Annotated in this window: 22 protein-coding genes; 13 read left to right on the forward strand and 9 right to left on the reverse strand. The window is 58.3% G+C overall.

Translation table 11 applies throughout. The features are described 5' to 3' along the window. The first annotated feature begins 26 nt into the window (after positions 1 to 26). The 9 genes from B9Z48_RS13765 (at position 27) to ntrC (ending at position 9,642) form a co-directional block, all read left to right on the forward strand. Positions 27 to 1,040 carry a YncE family protein gene (locus tag B9Z48_RS13765; protein ID WP_089955114.1) on the forward strand — a complete coding sequence of 338 codons (1,014 nt, stop codon included), beginning with the start codon at positions 27 to 29 and terminating at the stop codon, positions 1,038 to 1,040. Further along, positions 1,024 to 1,860: a polysaccharide deacetylase family protein gene (locus tag B9Z48_RS13770; RefSeq protein WP_108379136.1), complete on the forward strand. Its 837-nt coding sequence runs from the start codon at positions 1,024 to 1,026 to the stop codon at positions 1,858 to 1,860. Before B9Z48_RS13765 ends, B9Z48_RS13770 begins: the two co-directional genes overlap by 17 nt. A gap of 3 nt (positions 1,861 to 1,863) precedes the next feature. After that, complete coding sequence (locus tag B9Z48_RS13775; protein WP_108379138.1) at positions 1,864 to 2,826, forward strand: sterol desaturase family protein; 963 nt, start codon at positions 1,864 to 1,866, stop codon at positions 2,824 to 2,826. Positions 2,827 to 2,874: 48 nt separating this feature from the next. Next, entirely contained in the window at positions 2,875 to 3,798 is a 924-nt protein-coding gene (locus B9Z48_RS13780; RefSeq protein WP_108379140.1) for an EI24 domain-containing protein, read from the forward strand. Positions 3,799 to 3,820: 22 nt separating this feature from the next. Further along, positions 3,821 to 4,645 carry a molybdopterin-binding protein gene (locus B9Z48_RS13785; protein ID WP_108379142.1) on the forward strand — a complete coding sequence of 275 codons (825 nt, stop codon included), beginning with the start codon at positions 3,821 to 3,823 and terminating at the stop codon, positions 4,643 to 4,645. A gap of 287 nt (positions 4,646 to 4,932) precedes the next feature. Further along, complete coding sequence (gene glnA, locus B9Z48_RS13790; RefSeq protein ID WP_089955094.1) at positions 4,933 to 6,348, forward strand: type I glutamate--ammonia ligase; 1,416 nt, start codon at positions 4,933 to 4,935, stop codon at positions 6,346 to 6,348. Between the two features lie 119 nt (positions 6,349 to 6,467). Beyond that, positions 6,468 to 7,034 (forward strand): hypothetical protein, encoded by a 567-nt coding sequence (locus B9Z48_RS13795; protein ID WP_146186288.1) that lies wholly within the window; start codon positions 6,468 to 6,470, stop codon positions 7,032 to 7,034. Beyond that, positions 7,031 to 8,095, forward strand: coding sequence for a nitrogen regulation protein NR(II) (gene glnL / locus B9Z48_RS13800; RefSeq protein WP_108379144.1), 1,065 nt, complete (start codon positions 7,031 to 7,033; stop codon positions 8,093 to 8,095). The genes B9Z48_RS13795 and glnL overlap by 4 nt, the downstream gene beginning before the upstream one ends. Positions 8,096 to 8,130: 35 nt before the next feature. After that, a complete protein-coding gene (gene ntrC / locus B9Z48_RS13805; protein ID WP_108379235.1) occupies positions 8,131 to 9,642 on the forward strand; it encodes a nitrogen regulation protein NR(I) in 1,512 nt (503 codons plus the stop codon). 9 nt (positions 9,643 to 9,651) lie between these two features. On the opposite strand, the gene B9Z48_RS13810 is transcribed toward ntrC, so the two are convergent. The 3 genes from B9Z48_RS13810 to B9Z48_RS13820 form a co-directional block, all read right to left on the reverse strand. Continuing rightward, on the reverse strand, positions 9,652 to 9,912 hold the full coding sequence (locus B9Z48_RS13810) for a 2Fe-2S iron-sulfur cluster binding domain-containing protein (RefSeq protein ID WP_228769132.1): 261 nt from the start codon (positions 9,910 to 9,912) through the stop codon (positions 9,652 to 9,654). Positions 9,913 to 9,979: 67 nt separating this feature from the next. Next, entirely contained in the window at positions 9,980 to 11,338 is a 1,359-nt protein-coding gene (locus tag B9Z48_RS13815) for a murein L,D-transpeptidase family protein (protein WP_108379146.1), read from the reverse strand. Then, entirely contained in the window at positions 11,335 to 12,555 is a 1,221-nt protein-coding gene (locus B9Z48_RS13820) for a nuclear transport factor 2 family protein (protein WP_158273269.1), read from the reverse strand. The genes B9Z48_RS13815 and B9Z48_RS13820 overlap by 4 nt, the downstream gene beginning before the upstream one ends. Positions 12,556 to 12,802: 247 nt before the next feature. On the opposite strand from B9Z48_RS13820, the gene B9Z48_RS13825 reads away from it, so the two are divergent. After that, positions 12,803 to 13,693, forward strand: coding sequence for a DMT family transporter (locus tag B9Z48_RS13825; protein WP_158273270.1), 891 nt, complete (start codon positions 12,803 to 12,805; stop codon positions 13,691 to 13,693). A gap of 3 nt (positions 13,694 to 13,696) precedes the next feature. On the opposite strand, the gene B9Z48_RS13830 is transcribed toward B9Z48_RS13825, so the two are convergent. The 4 genes from B9Z48_RS13830 to B9Z48_RS13840 all read right to left on the reverse strand — a co-directional run bounded on the left by B9Z48_RS13830 (position 13,697) and on the right by B9Z48_RS13840 (position 15,940). Next, positions 13,697 to 14,383: an RluA family pseudouridine synthase gene (locus tag B9Z48_RS13830; RefSeq protein WP_108379152.1), complete on the reverse strand. Its 687-nt coding sequence runs from the start codon at positions 14,381 to 14,383 to the stop codon at positions 13,697 to 13,699. Positions 14,384 to 14,423: 40 nt separating this feature from the next. Further along, positions 14,424 to 14,564, reverse strand: a complete 141-nt coding sequence (locus B9Z48_RS21670; protein ID WP_019427071.1) for a hypothetical protein — start codon at positions 14,562 to 14,564, stop codon at positions 14,424 to 14,426. A gap of 117 nt (positions 14,565 to 14,681) precedes the next feature. After that, positions 14,682 to 15,320: a nitroreductase family protein gene (locus B9Z48_RS13835; RefSeq protein WP_108379154.1), complete on the reverse strand. Its 639-nt coding sequence runs from the start codon at positions 15,318 to 15,320 to the stop codon at positions 14,682 to 14,684. An 89-nt stretch (positions 15,321 to 15,409) separates the two neighbouring features. Beyond that, positions 15,410 to 15,940 (reverse strand): pseudouridine synthase, encoded by a 531-nt coding sequence (locus tag B9Z48_RS13840; protein ID WP_108379156.1) that lies wholly within the window; start codon positions 15,938 to 15,940, stop codon positions 15,410 to 15,412. Positions 15,941 to 16,062: 122 nt separating this feature from the next. On the opposite strand from B9Z48_RS13840, the gene B9Z48_RS13845 reads away from it, so the two are divergent. From B9Z48_RS13845 to B9Z48_RS13855, 3 genes are read left to right on the forward strand one after another with little or no spacing between them, the layout of a single operon-like run. Continuing rightward, on the forward strand, positions 16,063 to 16,785 hold the full coding sequence (locus tag B9Z48_RS13845) for an SOS response-associated peptidase family protein (protein WP_108379158.1): 723 nt from the start codon (positions 16,063 to 16,065) through the stop codon (positions 16,783 to 16,785). Between the two features lie 60 nt (positions 16,786 to 16,845). Then, positions 16,846 to 17,109 carry a type II toxin-antitoxin system ParD family antitoxin gene (locus B9Z48_RS13850; RefSeq protein ID WP_108379160.1) on the forward strand — a complete coding sequence of 88 codons (264 nt, stop codon included), beginning with the start codon at positions 16,846 to 16,848 and terminating at the stop codon, positions 17,107 to 17,109. After that, entirely contained in the window at positions 17,109 to 17,408 is a 300-nt protein-coding gene (locus B9Z48_RS13855; RefSeq protein ID WP_108379162.1) for a type II toxin-antitoxin system RelE/ParE family toxin, read from the forward strand. Before B9Z48_RS13850 ends, B9Z48_RS13855 begins: the two co-directional genes overlap by 1 nt. A 28-nt stretch (positions 17,409 to 17,436) precedes the next feature. Here B9Z48_RS13855 and argH read toward each other — a convergent pair whose 3' ends face one another. Both argH and B9Z48_RS13865 read right to left on the reverse strand, forming a co-directional pair. Continuing rightward, positions 17,437 to 18,885 carry an argininosuccinate lyase gene (gene argH / locus B9Z48_RS13860; protein WP_108379164.1) on the reverse strand — a complete coding sequence of 483 codons (1,449 nt, stop codon included), beginning with the start codon at positions 18,883 to 18,885 and terminating at the stop codon, positions 17,437 to 17,439. 54 nt (positions 18,886 to 18,939) lie between these two features. Continuing rightward, positions 18,940 to 20,199 carry a serine hydrolase gene (locus B9Z48_RS13865; protein ID WP_108379166.1) on the reverse strand — a complete coding sequence of 420 codons (1,260 nt, stop codon included), beginning with the start codon at positions 20,197 to 20,199 and terminating at the stop codon, positions 18,940 to 18,942. Positions 20,200 to 20,209 lie beyond the last annotated feature (10 nt).

Here is a 20,209-nt window from a genome sequence, read left to right on the forward strand (position 1 = left end):
TTCCTGGGGAGGGGCCGATTACACTTATGAGTGATTTTGAAAGCGGTTTTGTGATTTCTTTTCTCTCTGTCATTCGTTTTTTGGCTTTGACTTTTTTAGGGTTTCAGCTTCTCAGTGTTTCGGCTCAACCCCCGGCACCTATTTTTGTATTGAATTCACTCGAAGGTAACGTCAGTGTGATCGATCCGCTCACCTGGAAAGAAAACAAACGCATCCCAACGGGCAAAGAGCCCCACCACCTTTATCTGACGCCCGATGAAAAATCGGTCATTGTGGCCAACGCCATGAGCGACTCGCTGACCTTCATTGACCCCAGAACGGCCCAAGTTCAACGCACTGTCACGGGCATTCTGGATCCCTACCACCTGCGGTTTTCGCCCGACATGAAGTGGTTTGTCACGGCTGCTAACCGATTGAACCATGTGGACATTTACCGTTGGGATGGCCAAAACGCGCATTTGTCCAAGCGCATTTCCACCGCCAAAACCCCCAGCCATTTGTGGATTGACAGCCGCAGCAAGATCGTTTGGGCCAGCATGCAAGACAGTGACGAAATTGTCGCCATCGACTTGGGGACCCAGACTGTGAAGAGCCGCACCCGGGTGGGCTCGGTTCCTGCCGATGTGTTTGGCACGCCAGACGACAAGTTTTTGCTTGTCGGCTTGACAGGCAGTGATGGTGTCGAGGTGTACGACATTTCTGGTGCCCAGCCCAAATGGGTCAAAAAATTGGTGACCGGCAAGGGAGCCCATGCTTTTCGGGCCAAAGGCGACCAGCGCCATGTGTTTGTGAGCAACCGCGTGGCCAACACCATCAGCCAAATTGATTATGTGAACATGACCGTGGTGGCTCAGTTGCCTGCCCCCTCGGGCCCTGACTGCATGGACATCACGGCCGATGGCAAATACATTTTGGTGGCCTCCAGATGGGCTAAAAAATTGACCGTGATTGACATTGCTGAACGCAAAGTGGTGCGTCAGATTCCCGTCGGTAAATCGCCACACGGGGTGTGGACGCTGGACCATGCACCGCGCAACTGAAATTTGGGTGAGGTGTGTGGTTTTGGCTGCAGGGGCAGCCTTGCCGCTGCTGGCCGGTGCTGCATCTTGTAAACAACCGGTTTACTTGACCTTTGACACCGGACACATGGGCGTGGCGCCATGGGTGGCCGAGGTTTTGAAGCGGCAGGACGTGCGGGTCACGTTTTTTGCCGCTCACGAAAAGACCCAACAAGGCGATGGCTCCTTGGGTGAGCATTGGGCCCCTTGGTGGCGTGAGCGTGCACTGGAGGGGCATGCGTTTGCGACGCACACTTGGGACCATGCCTATTGGCGAGGTGACTTGGGAACGCCCGACAAGCCCTTGTTCAAGATCAGGCCCAGTTCGGGTGAGCAAGTGGGCCAGAATTTGGTGTGGACACCCGCTGTGTATTGCGAAAACTTGCAACGTGCAGCACGACGCTTGCAGGCGCTGACGGGCCAAGCGCCTTTGCCCTTGTTCAGGGCACCCGGCGGCAAAACGTCTCCCGCTTTGTTGTCTGCCGCCAAGGCTTGTGGATGGACCCATGTGGGTTGGTCGGCTGCTGGTTTTCTGGGAGATGAACTGCCCAGCGACAGCCATCCGAATGCCGCATTGCTTCAAAAAGCATTAAAAAATATTCGGTCTGGCGATGTGCTGATGGCCCATTTGGGCATTTGGTCGCGCCAAGACCCTTGGGCACCCGCCGTTTTGGAGCCGCTGATCGTGGGTTTGAAGGCCAAAGGGTTTTGTTTTGCAACTTTGCGCGAACACCCGCAATACCGTGCCGTCATGGCGCAACAACCCCTGAGTGGAACGGGCGTTCAACCTTCAGGAAAATGAGGCATGGACGCTCTGATTGAAACTTTTGCCACTCTGCAACAGACGCTTTTTGAAGCCTGGGTGCAGCCTTTGGTTTTTGGCATGGGCCAAGGGCATTTGCTCGACAAGGCCTTTGAAGGGGCCGGTTGGTTGGTCGTGGGTTTGTTGCAAATCTTGATCTTGGTGCTGGTCATCGGTCCACTCCAACGCCTTTGGCCCGCTGAGCCTGTGGTGTTTCCAAAGGCCATCAGGGTGGATGTGGTCTACACCTTGATCCATCGCCTGGGTTTGTTCAAATTGGTGATGTTTTTCAGTTTGGACCATGCGTTTGAGCAAGGCTGGGGTTTGCTGCGCGCCATGGGCTGGCCGACTTTTCACCTGGATGCACTGTGGCCCGGTGTGACCGATCAGGCCTTGGTCAGTTTTGTTCTGTACCTGGTGTTCTTCGATTTTGTTCACTACTGGCTTCATCGGGCACAGCATCAGTCCAACACCTGGTGGGCTTTGCACAGCTTGCACCACTCGCAGCGGCAAATGACCATGTGGAGCGACAACCGCAACCACTTGCTCGATGACATGGTGACCAGTTTGATTCTGTCGACTGTGGCGGTGCTTCTGGGCGTGGGCCCGGGGCAGTTTGTCGCCTTGGTGGCCATCAGCCAGTTGAGCGAAAGCTTTCAGCATGCCAATTTGCGCATTGGGTTTGGCCCTTGGGGTGAGCGGCTGTGGGTCAGTCCGCGCTTTCACCGGCGGCACCACAGCATTGGCATCGGGCATGAGTTTGATGTGAAGGGCCAAAAAGTCTTGGGGGGCTGCAATTTTGGTGTCTTGTTGCCTTGGTGGGACGTGCTGTTCGGTACCGCCGATTTTCAGCAGCGCTACGACCCCACGGGGGTGCGTGACCAAGTGGAGCAGGGGCGTGATTACGGTGACGGGTTTTGGGCGCAGCAGCGCCAGGGTTGGCGGCGCTTGTGGGGGCGAGCCTGATGGCTTGGGGCGGTTCGGCTTTGGCGCAGTGCTGTTAAGCTTTCATCCATGAAATTGTTGATGGACTCCTTTTGGCGTGCTGCGGTGTATTGCCTCTACCCCCGGGTGATTGGCTTGTCCTTTTTGCCCTTGGTGCTGATCGTGGCGCTGTCTTGGTTGCTGGGTTATTTTTATTGGGACCTTGCCGTGACTTGGGTCCGCACTTGGCTGGATGCCTCGAGTTGGTTGGAGGTGGTGTGGCGTTGGCTGGAAGGCATTGGCTTGCCGCAATTGAAAACCGTGGTGGCCCCCTTGTTGGTGATTTTTTCAGTCACCCCTTTGGTGGTGGCGGCTTCCTTGGTGGCGGTGTCTTTGCTGATGACCCCTGCGTTGACCCGTTTGGTGGCCGATCGGCGATTTCCCGGTCTTGAGCGCAAACGAGGCGGCAGTTTTTTGTTCAGTTTGTGGTGGACTGTTTTGTCTTTGATGCTGGCGCTGGGGGCCTTGTTGTTGACATTGCCCATGTGGCTGGTCCCCCCCTTGGCCATGGTCTTGCCGGCTTGCATTTGGGGCTGGCTGACCTACCGCGTCATGGCTTTTGATGTGTTGGCCGAATTTGCCAGCGCCCAAGAGCGGCAAACCCTGATGGCACGCCACCGCATGAGTCTTTTGGGCATGGGCGTGTTCACGGGCTTGATGGGTGCTGCACCCAGTTTGGTGTGGGCCTCGGGGGCGCTGTTTGCAGCCGCTTTTGTGATTTTGGTGCCCATCGCCATTTGGATTTACACCTTGGTGTTTGCATTTTCCTCACTGTGGTTTGCCCATTTTGTGCTGTTGGCCTTGCACCAGTTGCGCAGCGAGCCACCCTTGGACGACTTGGCCGGGTCCATGCCCTTGGCGCCGACTTCACCACACAGTTCTGCGCGTTTTGGAAATTCCGAGTTCAAGCCGGTCCATGATGTGACCGACGTCCAGGCCCGCACCGCTGATTGATCCATTCTGAAGGATTTGACCCATGACCTCCACAAGCCCAGTTTTTGGCCTGATCATCATTGGCGATGAAATCATGTCTGGCAAACGCCAAGACAAGCACATGCCCAAAGTCATCGAGCTGATGTCTGCGCGGGGCCTGAATTTGTCGTGGTCTGAATACGTGGGTGATTCACCCGAGCGCATCACGGCCACCCTTCAAAGGGCGTTTGCATCATCGGACGTGGTGTTCAGTTGCGGCGGCATTGGTGCCACACCCGACGACCACACCCGCCAGTGTGCCGCTCAGGCTTTGTCTGTGCCCTTGGCCTTGCACCCGCAAGCCAAGCTCTTGATCCAAGAGCGCATGCAAGACACAGCCAAAGAGCAGGGCATGGTCTACGACCCTGATCGGCCAGACAATGTCCATCGACTGAACATGGGGGTGTTTCCGCAAGGCGCAGCCATCATCCGCAATCCTTACAACAAAATCCCTGGTTTCAGTTGTCTGGGGGCCGGAGGCGGGGCAGTGCACTTTGTGCCGGGTTTTCCGGTCATGGCGTGGCCCATGATCGAGTCGGTTCTGGACAGCCAATACAGTGCTTTTTTTCGACATGACGCCTATGTCGAAAAATCCGTGATCATTTTGGGGGCCATGGAGGCCACGCTCACACCTTTGATGGAGTCGATTGAGGCTGCGCATCCCGGCGTCAAAGTGTTCAGTTTGCCCAGTGTGGATCATCCTCAATGGGGCCGTCACATTGAGTTGGGGGTCAAAGGTGAACCCGATTTGGCCGATGCGGCTTACCGAGCACTGCGTGAGGGGCTGTCTTCCTTTTCTTTGACGTATGGCCCTGAATTGGTGCGATAAATTTATTTGCACCAAATAAGTGCATTTATGCATCGTTCGGGTGCATTGATGTCGCCCCGTTGGGCGTCTCTGGAACCCGTTTCGGGGCGACAGTGACAGACCGAGGCCCTGTTCCTCAAGCCGGTTCCCTTGTGATACTGGCTTTTTTCCGAGTGATGCAGGGCCAATGGGCTCAGCTCAAGGCACAATTGCAGCTTGTTCAAATGTGGTTGACTGAGTCAAGTTGGCACAAAAACTGCAAGAACTCTGTGTTAGCTTTTTAACCCCTTTCCATTCAGGAGAATTTGATGGCCAAGACCGTCGCAGACGTGATGAAGATGGTGAAAGAGAACGAAGTCAAGTTCGTTGACTTCCGTTTCACCGATACCCGTGGCAAATGGCAGCACATCACTGCGCCCGTGTCGCAGTTTGACGAAAGCAAGTTCGAAGACGGTCAAGCTTTTGACGGCTCTTCCATTGCTGGCTGGAAAGGCATCGAAGCCTCCGACATGTTGTTGATCCCTGACGCCAACAGCGCCTTCATCGACCCCTTCTTCGAAGAAGTCACTCTGGTTTTGATCTGCGACGTGATCGAACCCACCGACGGCAAAGCTTATGAGCGTGACCCACGTTCCATTGCCAAGCGCGCCGAGACTTACCTCAAGCAAGCTGGCCTGGGCGACACCGCCTTCTTTGGTCCAGAACCCGAATTCTTCTTGTTTGACGACGTGCGTTGGAGCACCGAGCCCAACAACACCTTCTATGCCATCGACGAAGCCGAAGCCCCCTGGAACAGCGGCACCAAGATGGAAAATGGCAACAGCGGTCACCGCAACCGCGTCAAAGGTGGTTACTTCCCAGTGCCCCCAGTTGACAGCACGCACGACATGCGCAGCGAGATGTCCCTGATTTTGGAATCCATCGGCATTCCCGTCGAAGTGCACCACCACGAAGTGGCTGGCGCTGGTCAGTGCGAAATCGGCACACGTTTCTCGACCCTGGTCGAGCGCGCCGACTGGACCCTGATGCAAAAGTACGTGATCCACAACGTGGCCAACGCTTACGGCAAAACCGCCACCTTCATGCCCAAGCCTTACGCTGGCGACAACGGCTCCGGCATGCACGTTCACCAGTCCGTCTGGAAAGACGGCAAGAACCTGTTTGCGGGCAACGGTTACGCTGGTTTGTCTGAATTCGCCCTGTTCTACATCGGCGGCATCATCAAGCACGCTCGCGCCCTGAACGCGATCACCAACCCCGGTACCAACAGCTACAAGCGCTTGGTGCCTCACTACGAAGCGCCAGTGAAATTGGCTTACTCGGCCAAGAACCGCTCCGCTTCGATCCGCATCCCCAACGTCGCCAGCGACAAGGGCCGCCGCGTGGAAGCCCGCTTCCCCGATCCATTGTGCAACCCATATCTCGGCTTTGCTGCCTTGTTGATGGCGGGCCTGGACGGCGTGGAAAACAAGATCCATCCCGGCGAAGCAGCGACCAAAGACCTGTACCACCTGCCTCCAGAAGAAGACAAGTTGGTGCCCACTGTGTGCTCTAGCTTGGACCAAGCTCTGGAAGCCCTCAACGCTGACCGCGCTTTCTTGACCAAAGGCGGCGTGTTCACCGATTCGTGGATCGACGCTTACATCGACTTGAAGATGCAAGAAGTCAACCGCGCTCGTGTGGAAGTGTCTCCCGTCGAGTACGACATGTACTACTCGCTGTAATCCGGCCCATGCACGGATTGCACAGCGCAGTGCAAAAAAAGGACGGCTGAGGCCGTCCTTTTTTTTGATTCAAAATGACAGTGGCCAAGATGGCCGGTTTTGCTTGCAGGAGTTTGTCCATGATGCATTGGCGTTTTCTTGAGGGACATCGGGTCAAGTGGGTAACGCTGTGCTTGGCTTGGGTGTTGAGCATGGTGGGCGCTTCAGCTCAAGCTCAAGCGGTGATTTACCGGTGTGGCCAGGAATACACCAATGCACCACGCAGCACCACCCAATGTGAACCCTTGTCCACACAGGCCATCATGGTGGTTCCCGGAACACAGCCGTCAGGCACCGCCTTGGCCGCACGCCGCCCTGTGGTGCCCGATGTCGCCCCAGTTCAGCCTGAGCGCACCAAATCAGAGCCTGCGCGGGCCGTGCCACCGGAGCAAGCTGAGCGCGATGCGCAAGCCCGCACCCTGGTGGTGCAGGAGTTGGAAAAGGCCCGGCAGCAGCTTCAGCAACTGACGCAGGAGTACAACGAGGGTGAGCCTGTCAAATGGGCTGCAGAGGCCCGCAACCATCAAAAATACCTCGACCGTGTGGCCTCACTCAAAGCCGCCATGGCGCGAACAGAGCGCGATATCGACAGCTTGCAACGTGAACTGGCCCGTCGCCCCCTGTTGGCCAGGACCACCACGCCATGAACAGTCCTGTGTCCCGATTTCTGGCTTTGGACCTGTTGGCCACGCCCGTGGCCGTGCTGGACGGTCAAGGCATGGTTCGCTTTGTCAATGCCGCTTTGGAAGACGCGATGGGTTTGTCGCGGCGCTCTTTGTTTGGGGTTTATTTGCCCGATTACTTTGCCGATCCGCAGCCCATGATCACGGCCTTGGTGGGGGCGCAGTCCAATGAGTTTGCAGCCTTGCGATACGAGGCGCAGTTGCGGCGAATTTTGCACAACGACGCTTTGCCCGTGCATGTGATTTTGGCGCCGTCAGATCAAACCGATGAAGTGATTGTGGAGTTGCTGCCCGTGGAGCAGCAAACCCGTCAAGAGCGTGAGGAGCGCCTGTTGGAGCAAGCGCAGGCCAACAAGGAGTTGATTCGCAATTTGGCCCATGAGATCAAAAATCCCTTGGGGGGGATTCGTGGCTCTGCCCAATTGCTGGAGATGGAGCTCGACAGCAAAGAGTTGTCGGAGTACACCCAGGTCATCATCCGAGAAGCCGATCGGCTGCAAACGCTGGTGGACCGTCTGTTGGCACCTCACCGCCGCCCTCATGTGGTCAGTGATGTCAACATTCACGAAGTGTGCGAACGGGTCCGAACCTTGATCTTGGCCGAGTTTCCAAGGGGTTTGAAAGTGCTGCGGGACTACGACATCTCGATTCCCGAGTTTCGCGGCGACCGTGAGCAGTTGATTCAGGCGGTCCTCAACATTTCTCACAACGCGGCGCAAGCTTTGCATGAGCGCATTTTGCAAGGCGATGCGCAAATCACGCTCAAGAGCCGAATATTGAGGCAAGTCACGTTTGGCAAGCAGCGTTATCGCCTGGCATTGGAATTGCATGTGATTGACAACGGGCCTGGTGTACCAGACTCGATCAAGGACCGAATTTTCTTCCCGTTGATCTCGGGGCGTGAAGGGGGGTCTGGCTTGGGGCTCACATTGGCGCAAACCTTTGTTCAGCAACACCACGGCATGATCGAGTGTGACAGCGAGCCCGGTCGTACGGATTTCAAAATTTTGATTCCGTTGCCCTGAAGCTCATGCCTGTGAACAATGAAAGCGCCACGTTGATGAAGCCAATCTGGATCGTAGACGATGACCAATCCATTCGCTTTGTGCTTGAAAAAGCACTCTTGCGAGAGGGTTTGCCCACGCGCAGTTTTACCAATCCACGAGAGGTCATGAAGGCCCTGGAGTCAGAAGGCGACAGTGCGGGGCCTCAGGTGTTGGTCAGCGACATTCGCATGCCCGGGGGCTCCGGGCTGGATTTGCTGGCGGCCATCAAGCAGCGCATGCCGGGTTTGCCCGTCATCATCATGACCGCGTTTTCCGATCTGGACAGTGCCGTGTCGGCTTTCCAAAGCGGTGCGTTTGAATACCTGCCCAAGCCATTTGATCTGCCCAAGGCGGTTGAGTTGATTCGCCGTGCAGTGGGCGAGAGTCAACGCGAGGATGTGGCCGAAGAAAAAATGGTCGATGCCCCGGAGATGTTGGGCCAGGCCCCTGCCATGCAGGATGTGTTTCGCGGCATCGGTCGCTTGGCGCAAAGCCATGTCACGGTGCTCATCACGGGCGAGTCGGGTTCGGGCAAAGAGTTGGTGGCGCACGCCTTGCACAAACATTCGCCGCGTGCCCATCAACCCTTTGTGGCCATCAATACGGCAGCCATTCCCAAGGACTTGCTGGAGAGTGAACTTTTTGGTCATGAGCGGGGTGCTTTCACGGGGGCACAAGCTTCGCGGCGTGGGCGATTTGAGCAGGCCGATGGCGGCACACTGTTTCTGGATGAAATTGGTGACATGCCTTTTGACCTGCAGACCCGGCTGCTGCGTGTGTTGTCCGATGGCCATTTCTACCGCGTGGGTGGACACAGTGCCGTCAAGGCCAATGTGCGCGTGATTGCTGCGACGCATCAGGACTTGGAGCAACGTGTCAAAGAAGGCGTTTTTCGCGAGGACTTGTTTCACCGCTTGAACGTCATTCGATTGCGCCTGCCCGCATTGAGAGAGCGTCGCGAAGATGTGCCTGTGCTGGCCCGCTATTTTTTGCAGCGCAGTGCACAGCAGTTGGGGGTAGAAGCCAAACGGATTTCTGAGGCAGCTTTGGAGCGCCTGTCTTCTTTTCAATTTCCGGGCAATGTGCGTCAGCTGGAAAACATTTGCCATTGGTTGACCGTCATGGCGCCAGCTCAGGTGGTGGAGGAAAAAGACCTGCCCCCGGAAGTTTTGGACACCCAGACACCGCCACAGGCCGCCCTTGGCCTTGTCACGGCCAACCCATTGCCCGGGGCCCATGCCGTGCAGGGTGTCGATGACACTGTGGGTGTTTCTTCAAGCCCGGTGGGTTGGGTGGCCCCTGCGGTTGTCAAAACCTGGGAGCCTGGCTTGGAGGAGGAGGCGCTGAGTTTGTTGGCATCAGGCCGCACCGATGTTTGGGATGTGTTGACCCGGCGTTTTGAAAGCAGTTTGATTCAGGCGGCTTTGGCGATCACCCGGGGTCGACGCATTGAGGCCGCTCAAAAATTAGGCATTGGGCGCAACACCATCACCCGAAAAATCCAAGAGTTGGGCTTGGACGACTGAAGCGGCGGATCAGTCCGCAAGCGGGTCTTTGAGCACGAGGTCCGAGGCAGGAAAGGCCACACAGGGCAAGATAAATCCATCGGCCTTTTCTTCAGCGCTCAGCCCAGGCCAGGCCATGTCATAACGAACTTGGCCCGACAGCAATTGACCTGTGCATGTGCGGCAAGTGCCAGAGCGGCAAGAACTGGGCCATGTCACACCGTGCTGCTCGAGGGATTGCAGCAGTGTGAGCTTGGGGCTCACAACCCAATGCTCACCCTCTGGTGTCATGTTGAAGATGGAACAAGAAAAGGCTTGTTGCATGGTCCTTGCTTGGCTTGACAAAAGACCCGATTGATCAGGTCGGCCCCTGAAACACCAGTTTCCATTGGCCGGCCTCTTTTTGCCAATAGGTTCGCAGGTACTGAGGGGGGACTGAGGCTTTGTGGTTGGGGTCTTTCAGGGTCACGACCATGGTTTGAGCGGAGTCTTTCCATTGCAGGGCAGAGATCAATTCCAGTGGTTTGCTGACATGGTGACCCAAGGTGGTTTGTGCCATTCTGGGCCACCACTGGTTCAAACCCATGTCATCGCGCTCAAAGCGTTCGCTGTAGTGACGTTTCAAGGCGTCGGCATCGGTGCCATTGCGTGCAGCCAACCAGGCATCGAGGCTGGGTTTGAATGCATTGAAGGCCTCGGCCGATTCAACCGGGGTGACCCAGTCGATTTTTTCAGCAATGATCACGGGGGTCATGCGCAGACCGGATAAATTGAGCAATTGACCCATTTCGGGATTGGCCAGCACGACACAGCCATCGGTCGATTCTGGCGCTCGCGCGTATTGAGCGCTGGGCGTGCCATGCAACCAAATTCCAGAACCTGTTTTTTTGTTCATCAAATCCAGCGCATTGGGGTAATTCAAGGTGAGAGCGCCGATACCAAAAAGATCTGGAAGGGTTTCGCCCGGGAGATTTTTCTGAACAAAATAAATCCCGGTGGGTGTTTTGCCATCACCTTCGAGCTGTTTTCCGACGCCGTTGAGGCCGACTGAAATGTACGACTCTCGAACCAGTTTGAGTTGAACTGGCCCATGGCCTGAGCTTTGGTTTTCGAACCAGTAAAGGCGTGACTGAGAGGCATCAACTGCGGCCACATAAGCTTGTTGAGGGCTCAGATTCAGCAGCGCCGAGGGAACACGCCCTTGCAAACTGTGGGCATTGGGACGATTGAGTCGTCGTTTGGATTCCAAAATCAACTCGTTCAAACGACGGGTCAAAGATGGCTTGTCTTGTTCCTCGACTTCGGGCAAGGCCACCGGGGCGTTGGTGCTGATGTTGAGCAAGTCGGCATACAGCAACTGCCCCAGCTGAAATGTTGGAAACTGTCGTGCCAGTACGCCAGCCAGTGCCAAAGCTTTGGCGCGGTCACCATCGCCCAATGCTGCATAGATTTGCCTGACCAGATGTTCCGGATCATGCGAGGCCGCAATGACTTGTTCATCATTGAGTTCAAATTCCAGGCGGAAAGGCATCGCCTGCTTCGAGTTCAAGTCTTGTGCTTGTTCTCGAACGCTGCTCACCAAGGGGGCCGAAAAAAACCAAGCACACATGGCCAGTAAGGTCATGCCCAGTGCGATCCATGCCCAACGTCGGCTTGGGGGTGTTTTTTGTTGGGCGTGGTTCAGTGCATCAAAGGGGGGAGCTTCTTTGAGGTTCAATTCACGGTCTCGCGCACAATGAGCCAGCGTGGCCCTTGCTTGGACATTTCCAGCGTTTTACGGCTGTTGCCCTTGAAGTTGTCCGATTCGTAAATTTGCTGAAAGCGGACAGTGGCCTTTTGGCCCTGGAGAGTGATCTGAACTTGGCTGACCCCGACCGAAATGGACTTTTTGGAAACGATCCGAAGACGGCGGTCGCTTTCCCACTTGGCACGCGACATTTTTTCGGACGGCACAAAATTGTCAGCATAGGCTGACAAATAACGCGGCATGTCTTTTTGACTCCAGGCTTTTGCCCAAATCGCAATCGCACTTTGGATGGCCGCTTCTTCTGCTTTGTTGGCAGCTGGGACGACTTTGTTCGCCGTTGGGGCTTGGGCCTTGGGCTGGGCGGCTTCTGGGGCCAGTGGTTTTTTCTCGGCAGGCGCGGACGCACTGGCTTGGGTCATGCTGCCCGATGCCGATGCCGATGCCGATGCCGGGGTCTGAGAGGCTGGTTTGGCGGTGGGGCTTGCACTGCTGCTGACCACCGGTGGTGTGCCGGGCGTCTGTGTTTTAGAGGGGGCAGGTGCTGAGGACGCAGGTGCCGGTGTGGGGGCGCTTGTTTTGGCCGCAGGAACCGCAGAAGCGGTGGTGGGCGTGGAGGCAACGGCCACAGTGGTTGTGGGCGGTGTTTTGGCGGCCACGGGTGATGACGCAGCTTGGCTGCGTTTTTCAGGACCGATGCTGCCCAGCAAAGTCAATTGGGGGGGGCTGCTTTTGACTTTGGGGTCCACTTGCAAGGCCTTGGCATAGCTTTGCTTGGCCAGTTGGCTGTGGACGTCAGACAAGTTGCGGTGAGCCGCTGCGTAACTGGGGTGGGTCTGAAGGGCTTTTTCGAGGTAGCTGCGGGATTCTTCGAGTTGGCCTTTGGCAGCGTAGAGAACACCGAGGTTGTTGTAAGCCTCTGACAACTCAGGGTGTGATTGGGTGATGTTTTTGAAGGTGTCGATGGCCTTGTCGGTTTGACCTTGCTGGGCTTGGATCACCCCTTCCATGAAGCGCATTTGGACATCTTTGGGGCTGCGTTCGCGCTCTTGTTGGACCAGTTTGGCCGCCAAATCAAGTTGTCCTGATTGCAGGGCTTTTTTGATGGATTCTTGGGCGTTCGGACTCGATTGGGCCATCACCGTGCTGCACAGCGCTGCGACCATGGCAATGGTCCACCCAGAAACCATTTGATGGAGTAAAGACTTGGGTGCAGCTCGCCACCGCAGAGATTCAAAAAACGACATGGCCTGCTAAAAAGTTCGAACTTATCTATTTTATCGGTTGATCGATTGAGGATGGATGTCTTGGTCAGAATTCGCACCGGAATGTGACTGGATTGGGTGTGGCGATGGATGGGGTCACCGTGAATGCGTGACATCTCCTTTGAAAGCCGCATGCAAAAATAGTTCTTCAACACGAAGTCGTTTGAAATCCATGTCCACTTCCCCTTTTGAGTTTCATGATCCCGCGCGAAGGGGTGTGGGCATTGCTTTGGCTGTGGCAGCCATGGCCAGCCTGAGCTTCAGCGACGCCACCAGCAAATGGGTCATGCTCAGCGTCACGCCCGTGATGGTGCTGTGGTTCCGTTACGCGGTGCAGGCCGTGGGCACCGCGCTGGTGCTGGCCCCATTGCGTGGGCGTGCCATGTGGCGCACACACAGCCTGCGCTGGCAGTTGCTGCGCGGCTTGCTCATGGTGTCGTGCAGCTTGTTGGCTTTTTATTGCCTGCAGCGCATGCCGGTGGCCGAGTTCACCGCCACCGTCATGCTCACACCCTTGGTGCTCACTGCATTGGCCCGCTTTGTCATGAAAGAACAAGTCTCTGCGCTGCGCTGGCTCATGGTGGTGGGTGGGCTGATCGGGGCTTTGCTGGTTATACGCCCGGGCGGGCAGGTCGACAGCACGGTGGGCTGGATGGCGCTCACGGTGGTGGTGACTTATGCCGTGTTTCAGGCCGTGACCAGCCACATGACGCGCACCGAAGACCCGGCCGTGATGCAGCTGTACACAGGGTGGGTGGGCTGGGCGGTGAGCACGCTGCTGGTGTTCAACGCCTGGGTCACCCCGCAAAGCCTGCACGATTGGGCGCTGTTGCTCATGGTGGGCCTGGCCGCCACGCTGGGCCAATACCTGCTGATCGTGGCCTTTTCCAAAGCCCCGGCCTCGGTGGTCTCGCCATTTCTCTACACCGGGGTGGCCTTTTCCACGTTCATGGGCTGGTGGCTGTTTGACCACATCCCCGACGCGCTGGCCTTCACGGGCATGGGCCTGGTGGTGCTGTGTGGTGTGGTGGCGGGCCGCATCAAGGGCGCAGCCCAGGCCTGACGCTCAGGGCTGAGGGTGATGAACGGCCAAGAACGGCGATAGGGCAGACCACTCGACCGAGGCCTTGAATGCCAAAGCTTGTTCGGTGAAGGGGTGCACAAAGGCCAGCTCTTGTGCGTGCAGCAGCAAGCGGGGGCTGAGCGCCTTGATGTCGGGTGGCGCGTACAGTGAGTCGCCCAGCATCGGGTGGCCAATGCTTTGCAGGTGCACCCGCAGCTGGTGGGTACGGCCCGTGACGGGTTCGAGCTCGATCAGGCTGGCGCTGTCACTGGTTTGCAGGGCACGCCAGCGGCTGCGGCTGGCTTTGCCGTCGGGGTGAATGATGTGCAGTGGGCGGCGCTCCCAGTCGAGCAGGATGGGGCCGTCGATGGTGCGCCAACCGTCTTCGTCAGTCTCCATGGCCGCCTGGGATTGCGAAGGCTGGCCCGCCACCACCGCCACGTAGCGTTTTTTGACCTGGCGTGTTTCAAACAGCTTGCTCAAGCGGCGCTGGGCTTCGATGCCCCGGGCCATGAGCAGCAGGCCCGAGGTGTCTTGGTCCAAGCGGTGAACGATCAGGGCTTCGGGGTAGCGGTCCTGCACCCGTTTGGACAGGCAATCTTGCTTTTCCGGGCCGCGACCGGGCACCGACAACAAGCCGCTGGGTTTTTCCAGCACCAGCAGGTGCTCGTCTTCGTGGATCGGGATCATGCAGGGCGGGCCAAGCGAGCAAGGCGCTTGGCCAAAAAAATCACTTGTCTTTGACTTTGCCGCGAGGCGCCACAAAGGTGGACGGGGCCATCGGGCGGTCTGAGGTGAACGTCTTGGGGGGTGACGTGTCTTTCTTTGGCTTCTTGGCCATTTTGTTGCTGCGTTGTTCGCCTTTGGCCATGTTGGTTCCTTGGATAAACATCCCGGTTTGGGAAGCCCTTGATGTTAAAGCACAAAGCCGCAGAATCTGCGGCTTTGTGGCGGTATCAAGCGGCCCCGCTTGCAGCGGGCGCCGCCCTTATTTGACTTCGGTCACGAACTGGGCGGTGGGGCGGCGCACTTTTTTCAGGTTCGCCAACCAGTCGCCTTCTGCGGCGCGGTAGCCCAGAGGCACGATCACCACGCTGCGCAGACCGCGTGCGGCCAAGCCCAGAATCTCGTCCACGGCTTTGGGGTCAAAACCTTCCATGGGCGTGGCGTCCACTTCTTCGAAAGCGGCGGCGATCAAGGCAGCGCCCAAGCCGATGTAGGCCTGGCGAGCGGCGTGCTCGAAGTTCACCTCGGGTGTGCGGGCGGGATAGTTCTTGAGCAACATCTGGCGGTAGTTTTCCCAGCCTTCGTTGGTGCCGCCGCGCTCAGCGTTGGTCAGGTCAAACATCATGTTGATGCGCTCGGCCGTGTAGTTGTCCCAAGCGGCAAACACCAGCAGGTGCGAGCCGTCGGTGATCTGCGCCTGGCCCCAGGCCTTGGGCTTGATCTGCTCGCGCACGCCGGGGTTGGTCACCACGATGATTTCGAAGGGCTGCAGACCGCTCGATGTGGGGGCCAGACGGGCGGCTTCGACGATGCGGTCCACTTTGTCTTGCGGCACGGACTGGGTGGGGTCCATTTTTTTGCAGGCATAGCGCCATTCGAGTTTGTTCAGCAAATCAGACATGCGGGTTACCTTGGAGGTTGAAAGATGCGCGATTGTGCAGGAAGACGCTGGCCACCGGTGTTGCGTTGGCGCAAGCCACTGTGCCGGGCTCAGACTTGTTGCCAGGTGCCCGAGGGCAGACCTTCCAGGTGGTAAGGCCCCACGGCGGTGCGGATCAGGCGCAGCGTGGGCAAGCCCACCGCCGCGGTCATGCGCCGCACTTGTCGGTTGCGGCCCTCGCGTATGCACAACTCCAGCCACGAGGTGGGAATGCTTTGCCGCTCGCGAATCGGTGGGTTGCGTGGCCACAGGTCGGCAGGCGGCTCCACAGCGCGGGCGCGGGCGGGCAGGGTGGGGCCGTCGTTCAGCGTCACGCCCCGGGCCAAGGCGGTCAGGGCTTGGTCGCTCACCACGCCCTCCACCTGCACCAGATAGGTTTTTTCCATCTTGAAACGCGGGTCGGCAATGCGGGCCTGCTCCTTCCCATCGTCGGTGAGCAGCAGCAATCCCTCGCTGTCGGCGTCCAGTCGCCCGGCCACATACACGCCGGGCAGGTCGATGTGGTCCTTGAGCCCCTGCCAGCGCCCCTCGGGGGTGAACTGGCTGAGCACGCCATAAGGTTTGTTGAAGCGGATCAGCATGGGCCAGCACGTCTTGTTATCGAGCGCTGAGCGTATCAGGTCGGTGGTCCGGATTTGTAGGTCGGTAACTTCAGGTCCGACAAGAGCTGACTGGCCCACACCTGTCGGTTAGCATCGACCGCATGAGCACCCAATACGAATGTCTGAAAAGCCCTGACCTGTACGCCGAGGCCTTTGGCATCGCCCCGCCCCAAGCCCTGCTGGGCAAAGAAGTCTGGCCGCGCCAGCCGGGTTTTTTCATCCGCAAAGCGTTTGTGGCGGCAGAGCAAACCTTGGCCTCTGTCTCTGAAACCACCCCTGAAACCGAAGTCACACCCCAGCCTGTCCCCGCCAGCCCGCTGGTGATGGAACTGGCCCAAGGCCAATTCGGTCTGGTGCCCACCTGGGTCAAGTCGGCGTCAGACGCCAAACTGCGGTCCACCAAGTTGGCCGTCACGCGCTACGAAACCATGAGCACCGCCACGGCCACGCGTGAAACCTGGCTCAAAGGCCAGCGCTGCATCATCCCCATGCAGGCATTTTTGGAAGACGACTGGCGCAGCCGCAAAGCCGTGCCCACCCGCATCGCCCGCGTGGACGGACAACCCATGGGTGTGGCCGGTTTGTGGGAGCGCTGGACACAAGGCGAAGAAGAGATCGTCAGCTTCACCCTGCTCACGGTGAACGCCAACAGCCACGCCCTGATGAACCGCTATGGCCAAAACGGCAACGAAAAACGCATGCCCGCCATCTTGAACGAAGGCGCGTATGGCGCGTGGCTCAACGCCCCCATCGACAAAGCCCGCGAGTTCATGCGGGCCTACCCGGCCCACTTGCTGTTGGCCAATCCGGTGCAGAAACGCTGACCCGTTGCGCTGTTGGCAAATGCCGTAATATGGCAATCTTTGGCATCAAAGGGGAAGCAAATGGCGCTCAATGTATCTTTGCCCATGGAGCTCGAGGCCCGGGTTCGCCAGCATGTTGCTTCTGGCATGTATGGTTCCGCCAGCGAAGTCATTCGAGAGGCGCTCAGACTCTTTGAGGCGTATCAGTCTGTTCAGCAGTCCAGTCTGGTGGCCCTCAAGTCTGACATTGAGCGTGGCATGGAGGACGTCAAAGCAGGACGCGTCAAGCCGATGGACATGGCCACCATCAAGGCGCGAGGCCGTGCCCCTCAAAAGATGCCCTGATGTCCACGGTATCGTTTGCGCAAAGCGCAGAGACGGATTTGCTGGAAGCATGGACCTTCATTGCTGAACAAAGCTTTGAAGCGGCAGACCATGTATTGGATGTCATTCAACAGGAAGCTCAAACGCTCGCCCTTCAGCCTTTGATGGGGCGTGCGAGGCCGGAACTTGCTGAAGGCATTCGGTGTTGGCCCACCTCAAGCTCTTACAACTTGTACTACTGCCCAAGTGACTGCGGCATCACGGTCGTTCGTGTTCTTCATCACGCGCGTGATGTCCAAAGCCGCAATTTCTTGATTTGAATTGATGGCTTGGATGGGCTACACCGCCTCAGCCCAAGCGGCTGCGGTGGCGTGCAATTTGAAAGCGCACCTGTTCAGGCGCGGTGCCGCCCAAGGTGTTGCGGGCGTTCATTGAGCCTTGCAGGCTGAGTGGCCCGAACACATCGGCTTCGATGCGGCTGTCGAATTTTTGCAGGGTTTCCAGCGGCAGCTCTGACAAGTCCACACCCAAGCCCTGAGCGGTCTTGACCGCGTGGGCCACCACCTCGTGGGCATCGCGGAAGGGCAGGCCTTTTTTCACCAAATAGTCGGCCAAGTCGGTGGCGGTGGCGTAGCCCTTTTTCACGGCCGCTTCCATGGCGGCGGCGTTCACGGTGATGCCGCCTTCTTTGACGCCCGTCGCGGGGTTGACCTGACCGCCGACCATTTCGCTGAAGATGCGCAGCGTGTCTTTGAGCGTGTCCACCGTGTCGAACAGCGGCTCTTTGTCTTCCTGGTTGTCCTTGTTGTAGGCCAGGGGTTGGCCCTTCATCAGGGTGATCAGGCCCATCAGGTGGCCGACCACACGGCCTGTTTTGCCGCGTGCCAGCTCGGGCACGTCGGGGTTTTTCTTCTGCGGCATGATGCTCGAGCCGGTGGTGAACCTGTCGGCAATGCGCACAAAGCCGAAGTTCTGGCTCATCCACAAAATCAACTCTTCAGAGAAGCGGCTGATGTGCACCATGCACAGGCTGGCGGCAGCGGTGAATTCGATCGCAAAGTCGCGGTCGCTCACGCCGTCCAGGCTGTTTTGGCAGACCTGCGGGTTGCCCGCCTCATCGACCATGCCCAGCGTGCGCGCCACGCGTTCGCGGTCCAGCGGATAGGTGGTGCCGGCCAAGGCGGCGCTGCCCAGCGGCAGGCGGTTGGTGCGGCGGCGCACGTCGCTCATGCGCTCGGCATCGCGGCTGAACATTTCCACATAGGCCAGCAGGTGGTGCGCAAAGCTCACCGGCTGGGCCACTTGCAGGTGGGTGAAGCCCGGCAGGATCACCTCGACGTTTTGCTCGGCCACATCGACCAGTGACTTTTGCAGGACGACCAGCAAGTCGATGATCAGGTCCATCTCGCTGCGCAACCACAGGCGCACATCGGTGGCCACCTGGTCGTTGCGGCTGCGGCCGGTGTGCAGACGCTTGCCCGCATCGCCCACCAGCTGGGTCAGGCGTGCCTCGATGTTCAGGTGCACGTCTTCCAGGTCGAGCTTCCACTCAAAAGCGCCGGATTCAATTTCTTGGGTGATTTGCGCCATGCCGCGCTGGATGTCGGCCAGGTCGCTGGCACCGATGATCTTTTGCGCTGCCAGCATGTCGGCATGGGCCAGCGAGCCCTGGATGTCGGCTTGCCACAGGCGCTTGTCAAAGAACACGCTGGCGGTGTAGCGCTTGACCAACTCGCTCATGGGTTCAGAAAAAAGGGCGGACCAGGCTTGGGATTTTTTGTCGAGTTGGTTTGTCATAAGCCCGCAATTTTATCGGGCTTCGATTCGCATGGGCTTTCCAGCCCTCAGCCCTTATCGTTCAGCCAGCAAGGCGAGCGCCAAGGCGTGGTAGGCGGGCAGGGTGTGCGGGTCGTTGGCGATGTTGGCCGCCACCGGGTGCGAGGCGTAGCGTGCAATCACCATCTCGGCCTGGGGGTCGATGTAGATGTTTTGCCCGTGCACGCCCCGCGCCATGATGGCACCGTGCGCGTTGTGCGACACCCACCACATGTTGCGGTAGCTCCATCCCGCCAGCGTGGGTGGGCCATTGGCCGCAAAACGGGCCGGGTCGGCTCCCGCAAAGGTGTCGGCCACGGCGGCTGCGGGCAAGACTTGTTGGTGGCCGACGCATCCATGGTTGCGCACCAATTCGCCAAACCGCGCCAAGTCGCGCAGGCCGGTGTTCAGGCCCCCGCCCGCAAAGGCGGTGCCGATCGGGTCCACCGTGTAATACGCGTCCAGCTCGGCCCCCATGGGCTGCCAGATGCGCTCGGACAGCATTTGCTCTGTGTTTTGACCGCTCACGCGGCGCACGATCCAGCCCAGCACATCGGTGTTGGCCGTGCGGTAAGTGAAGCTGTCGCCGTGCTCTCCGAGTTTGCGCACGGTTTTGAGGTAGTCATAAAAGCTGCCCGGGCCGCTGTAGCCCGGTGGGCTGGGCATCACGCCGCCTGCACGCATGTGGTTCCAGATTTCGGCCTGTGGGTCGGCGTAGTTTTCGGTGTAGTCGATGCCGGTGGTCATGTCCATGACCTGCCGCACGGTGGCATCGCCAAAGCCGCTGCCCGCGAGTTCGGGGATGTAATGGTCAACCCGCTGCGCATCGTCCAGCCGCCCATCGGCGACCAGGCAAGCAGCCAGCAAACCCATGAACGACTTGGACACCGACATGGCAATGTGCTCACGCCCGGGGTTCATCACACCGCCAAAGTGCTCAAAAATCACCTGCCCTTGGTGCATGACCACGAGCGCATCGGTGTAGGTGGCCTCCATCATGTCGGCCCAGTTGCAAAGGCCTGTGCCGCCCATGGGGGTGTAACTGACGCTCGGCAAGGCACGTTGGGCCAATGGCAAAGGCGTGGAGGGTGTCAGCCCTTTGGACACCGTGACCGTGGGCACCAGCTGCCGGTAATGCGCAAAGCTCCAGCGCAGTTGCGGAAAACGGTAGCCGCTGCCATCTTGAAAGCGGATGATTTTGTCGGCGGGCGGTGGTGAGCCTTGCATCCAGCCGAGTTGGACAGGGTCACAGTCTTTGGCGGCTGGAAACGTGGGCAGGGCGTTGAGCATGGACATGCGAGGCTTT

The sequence above is a fragment of the Limnohabitans sp. WS1 genome (genome assembly GCF_003063265.1).
Lineage (GTDB): Bacteria > Pseudomonadota > Gammaproteobacteria > Burkholderiales > Burkholderiaceae_C > Limnohabitans_A.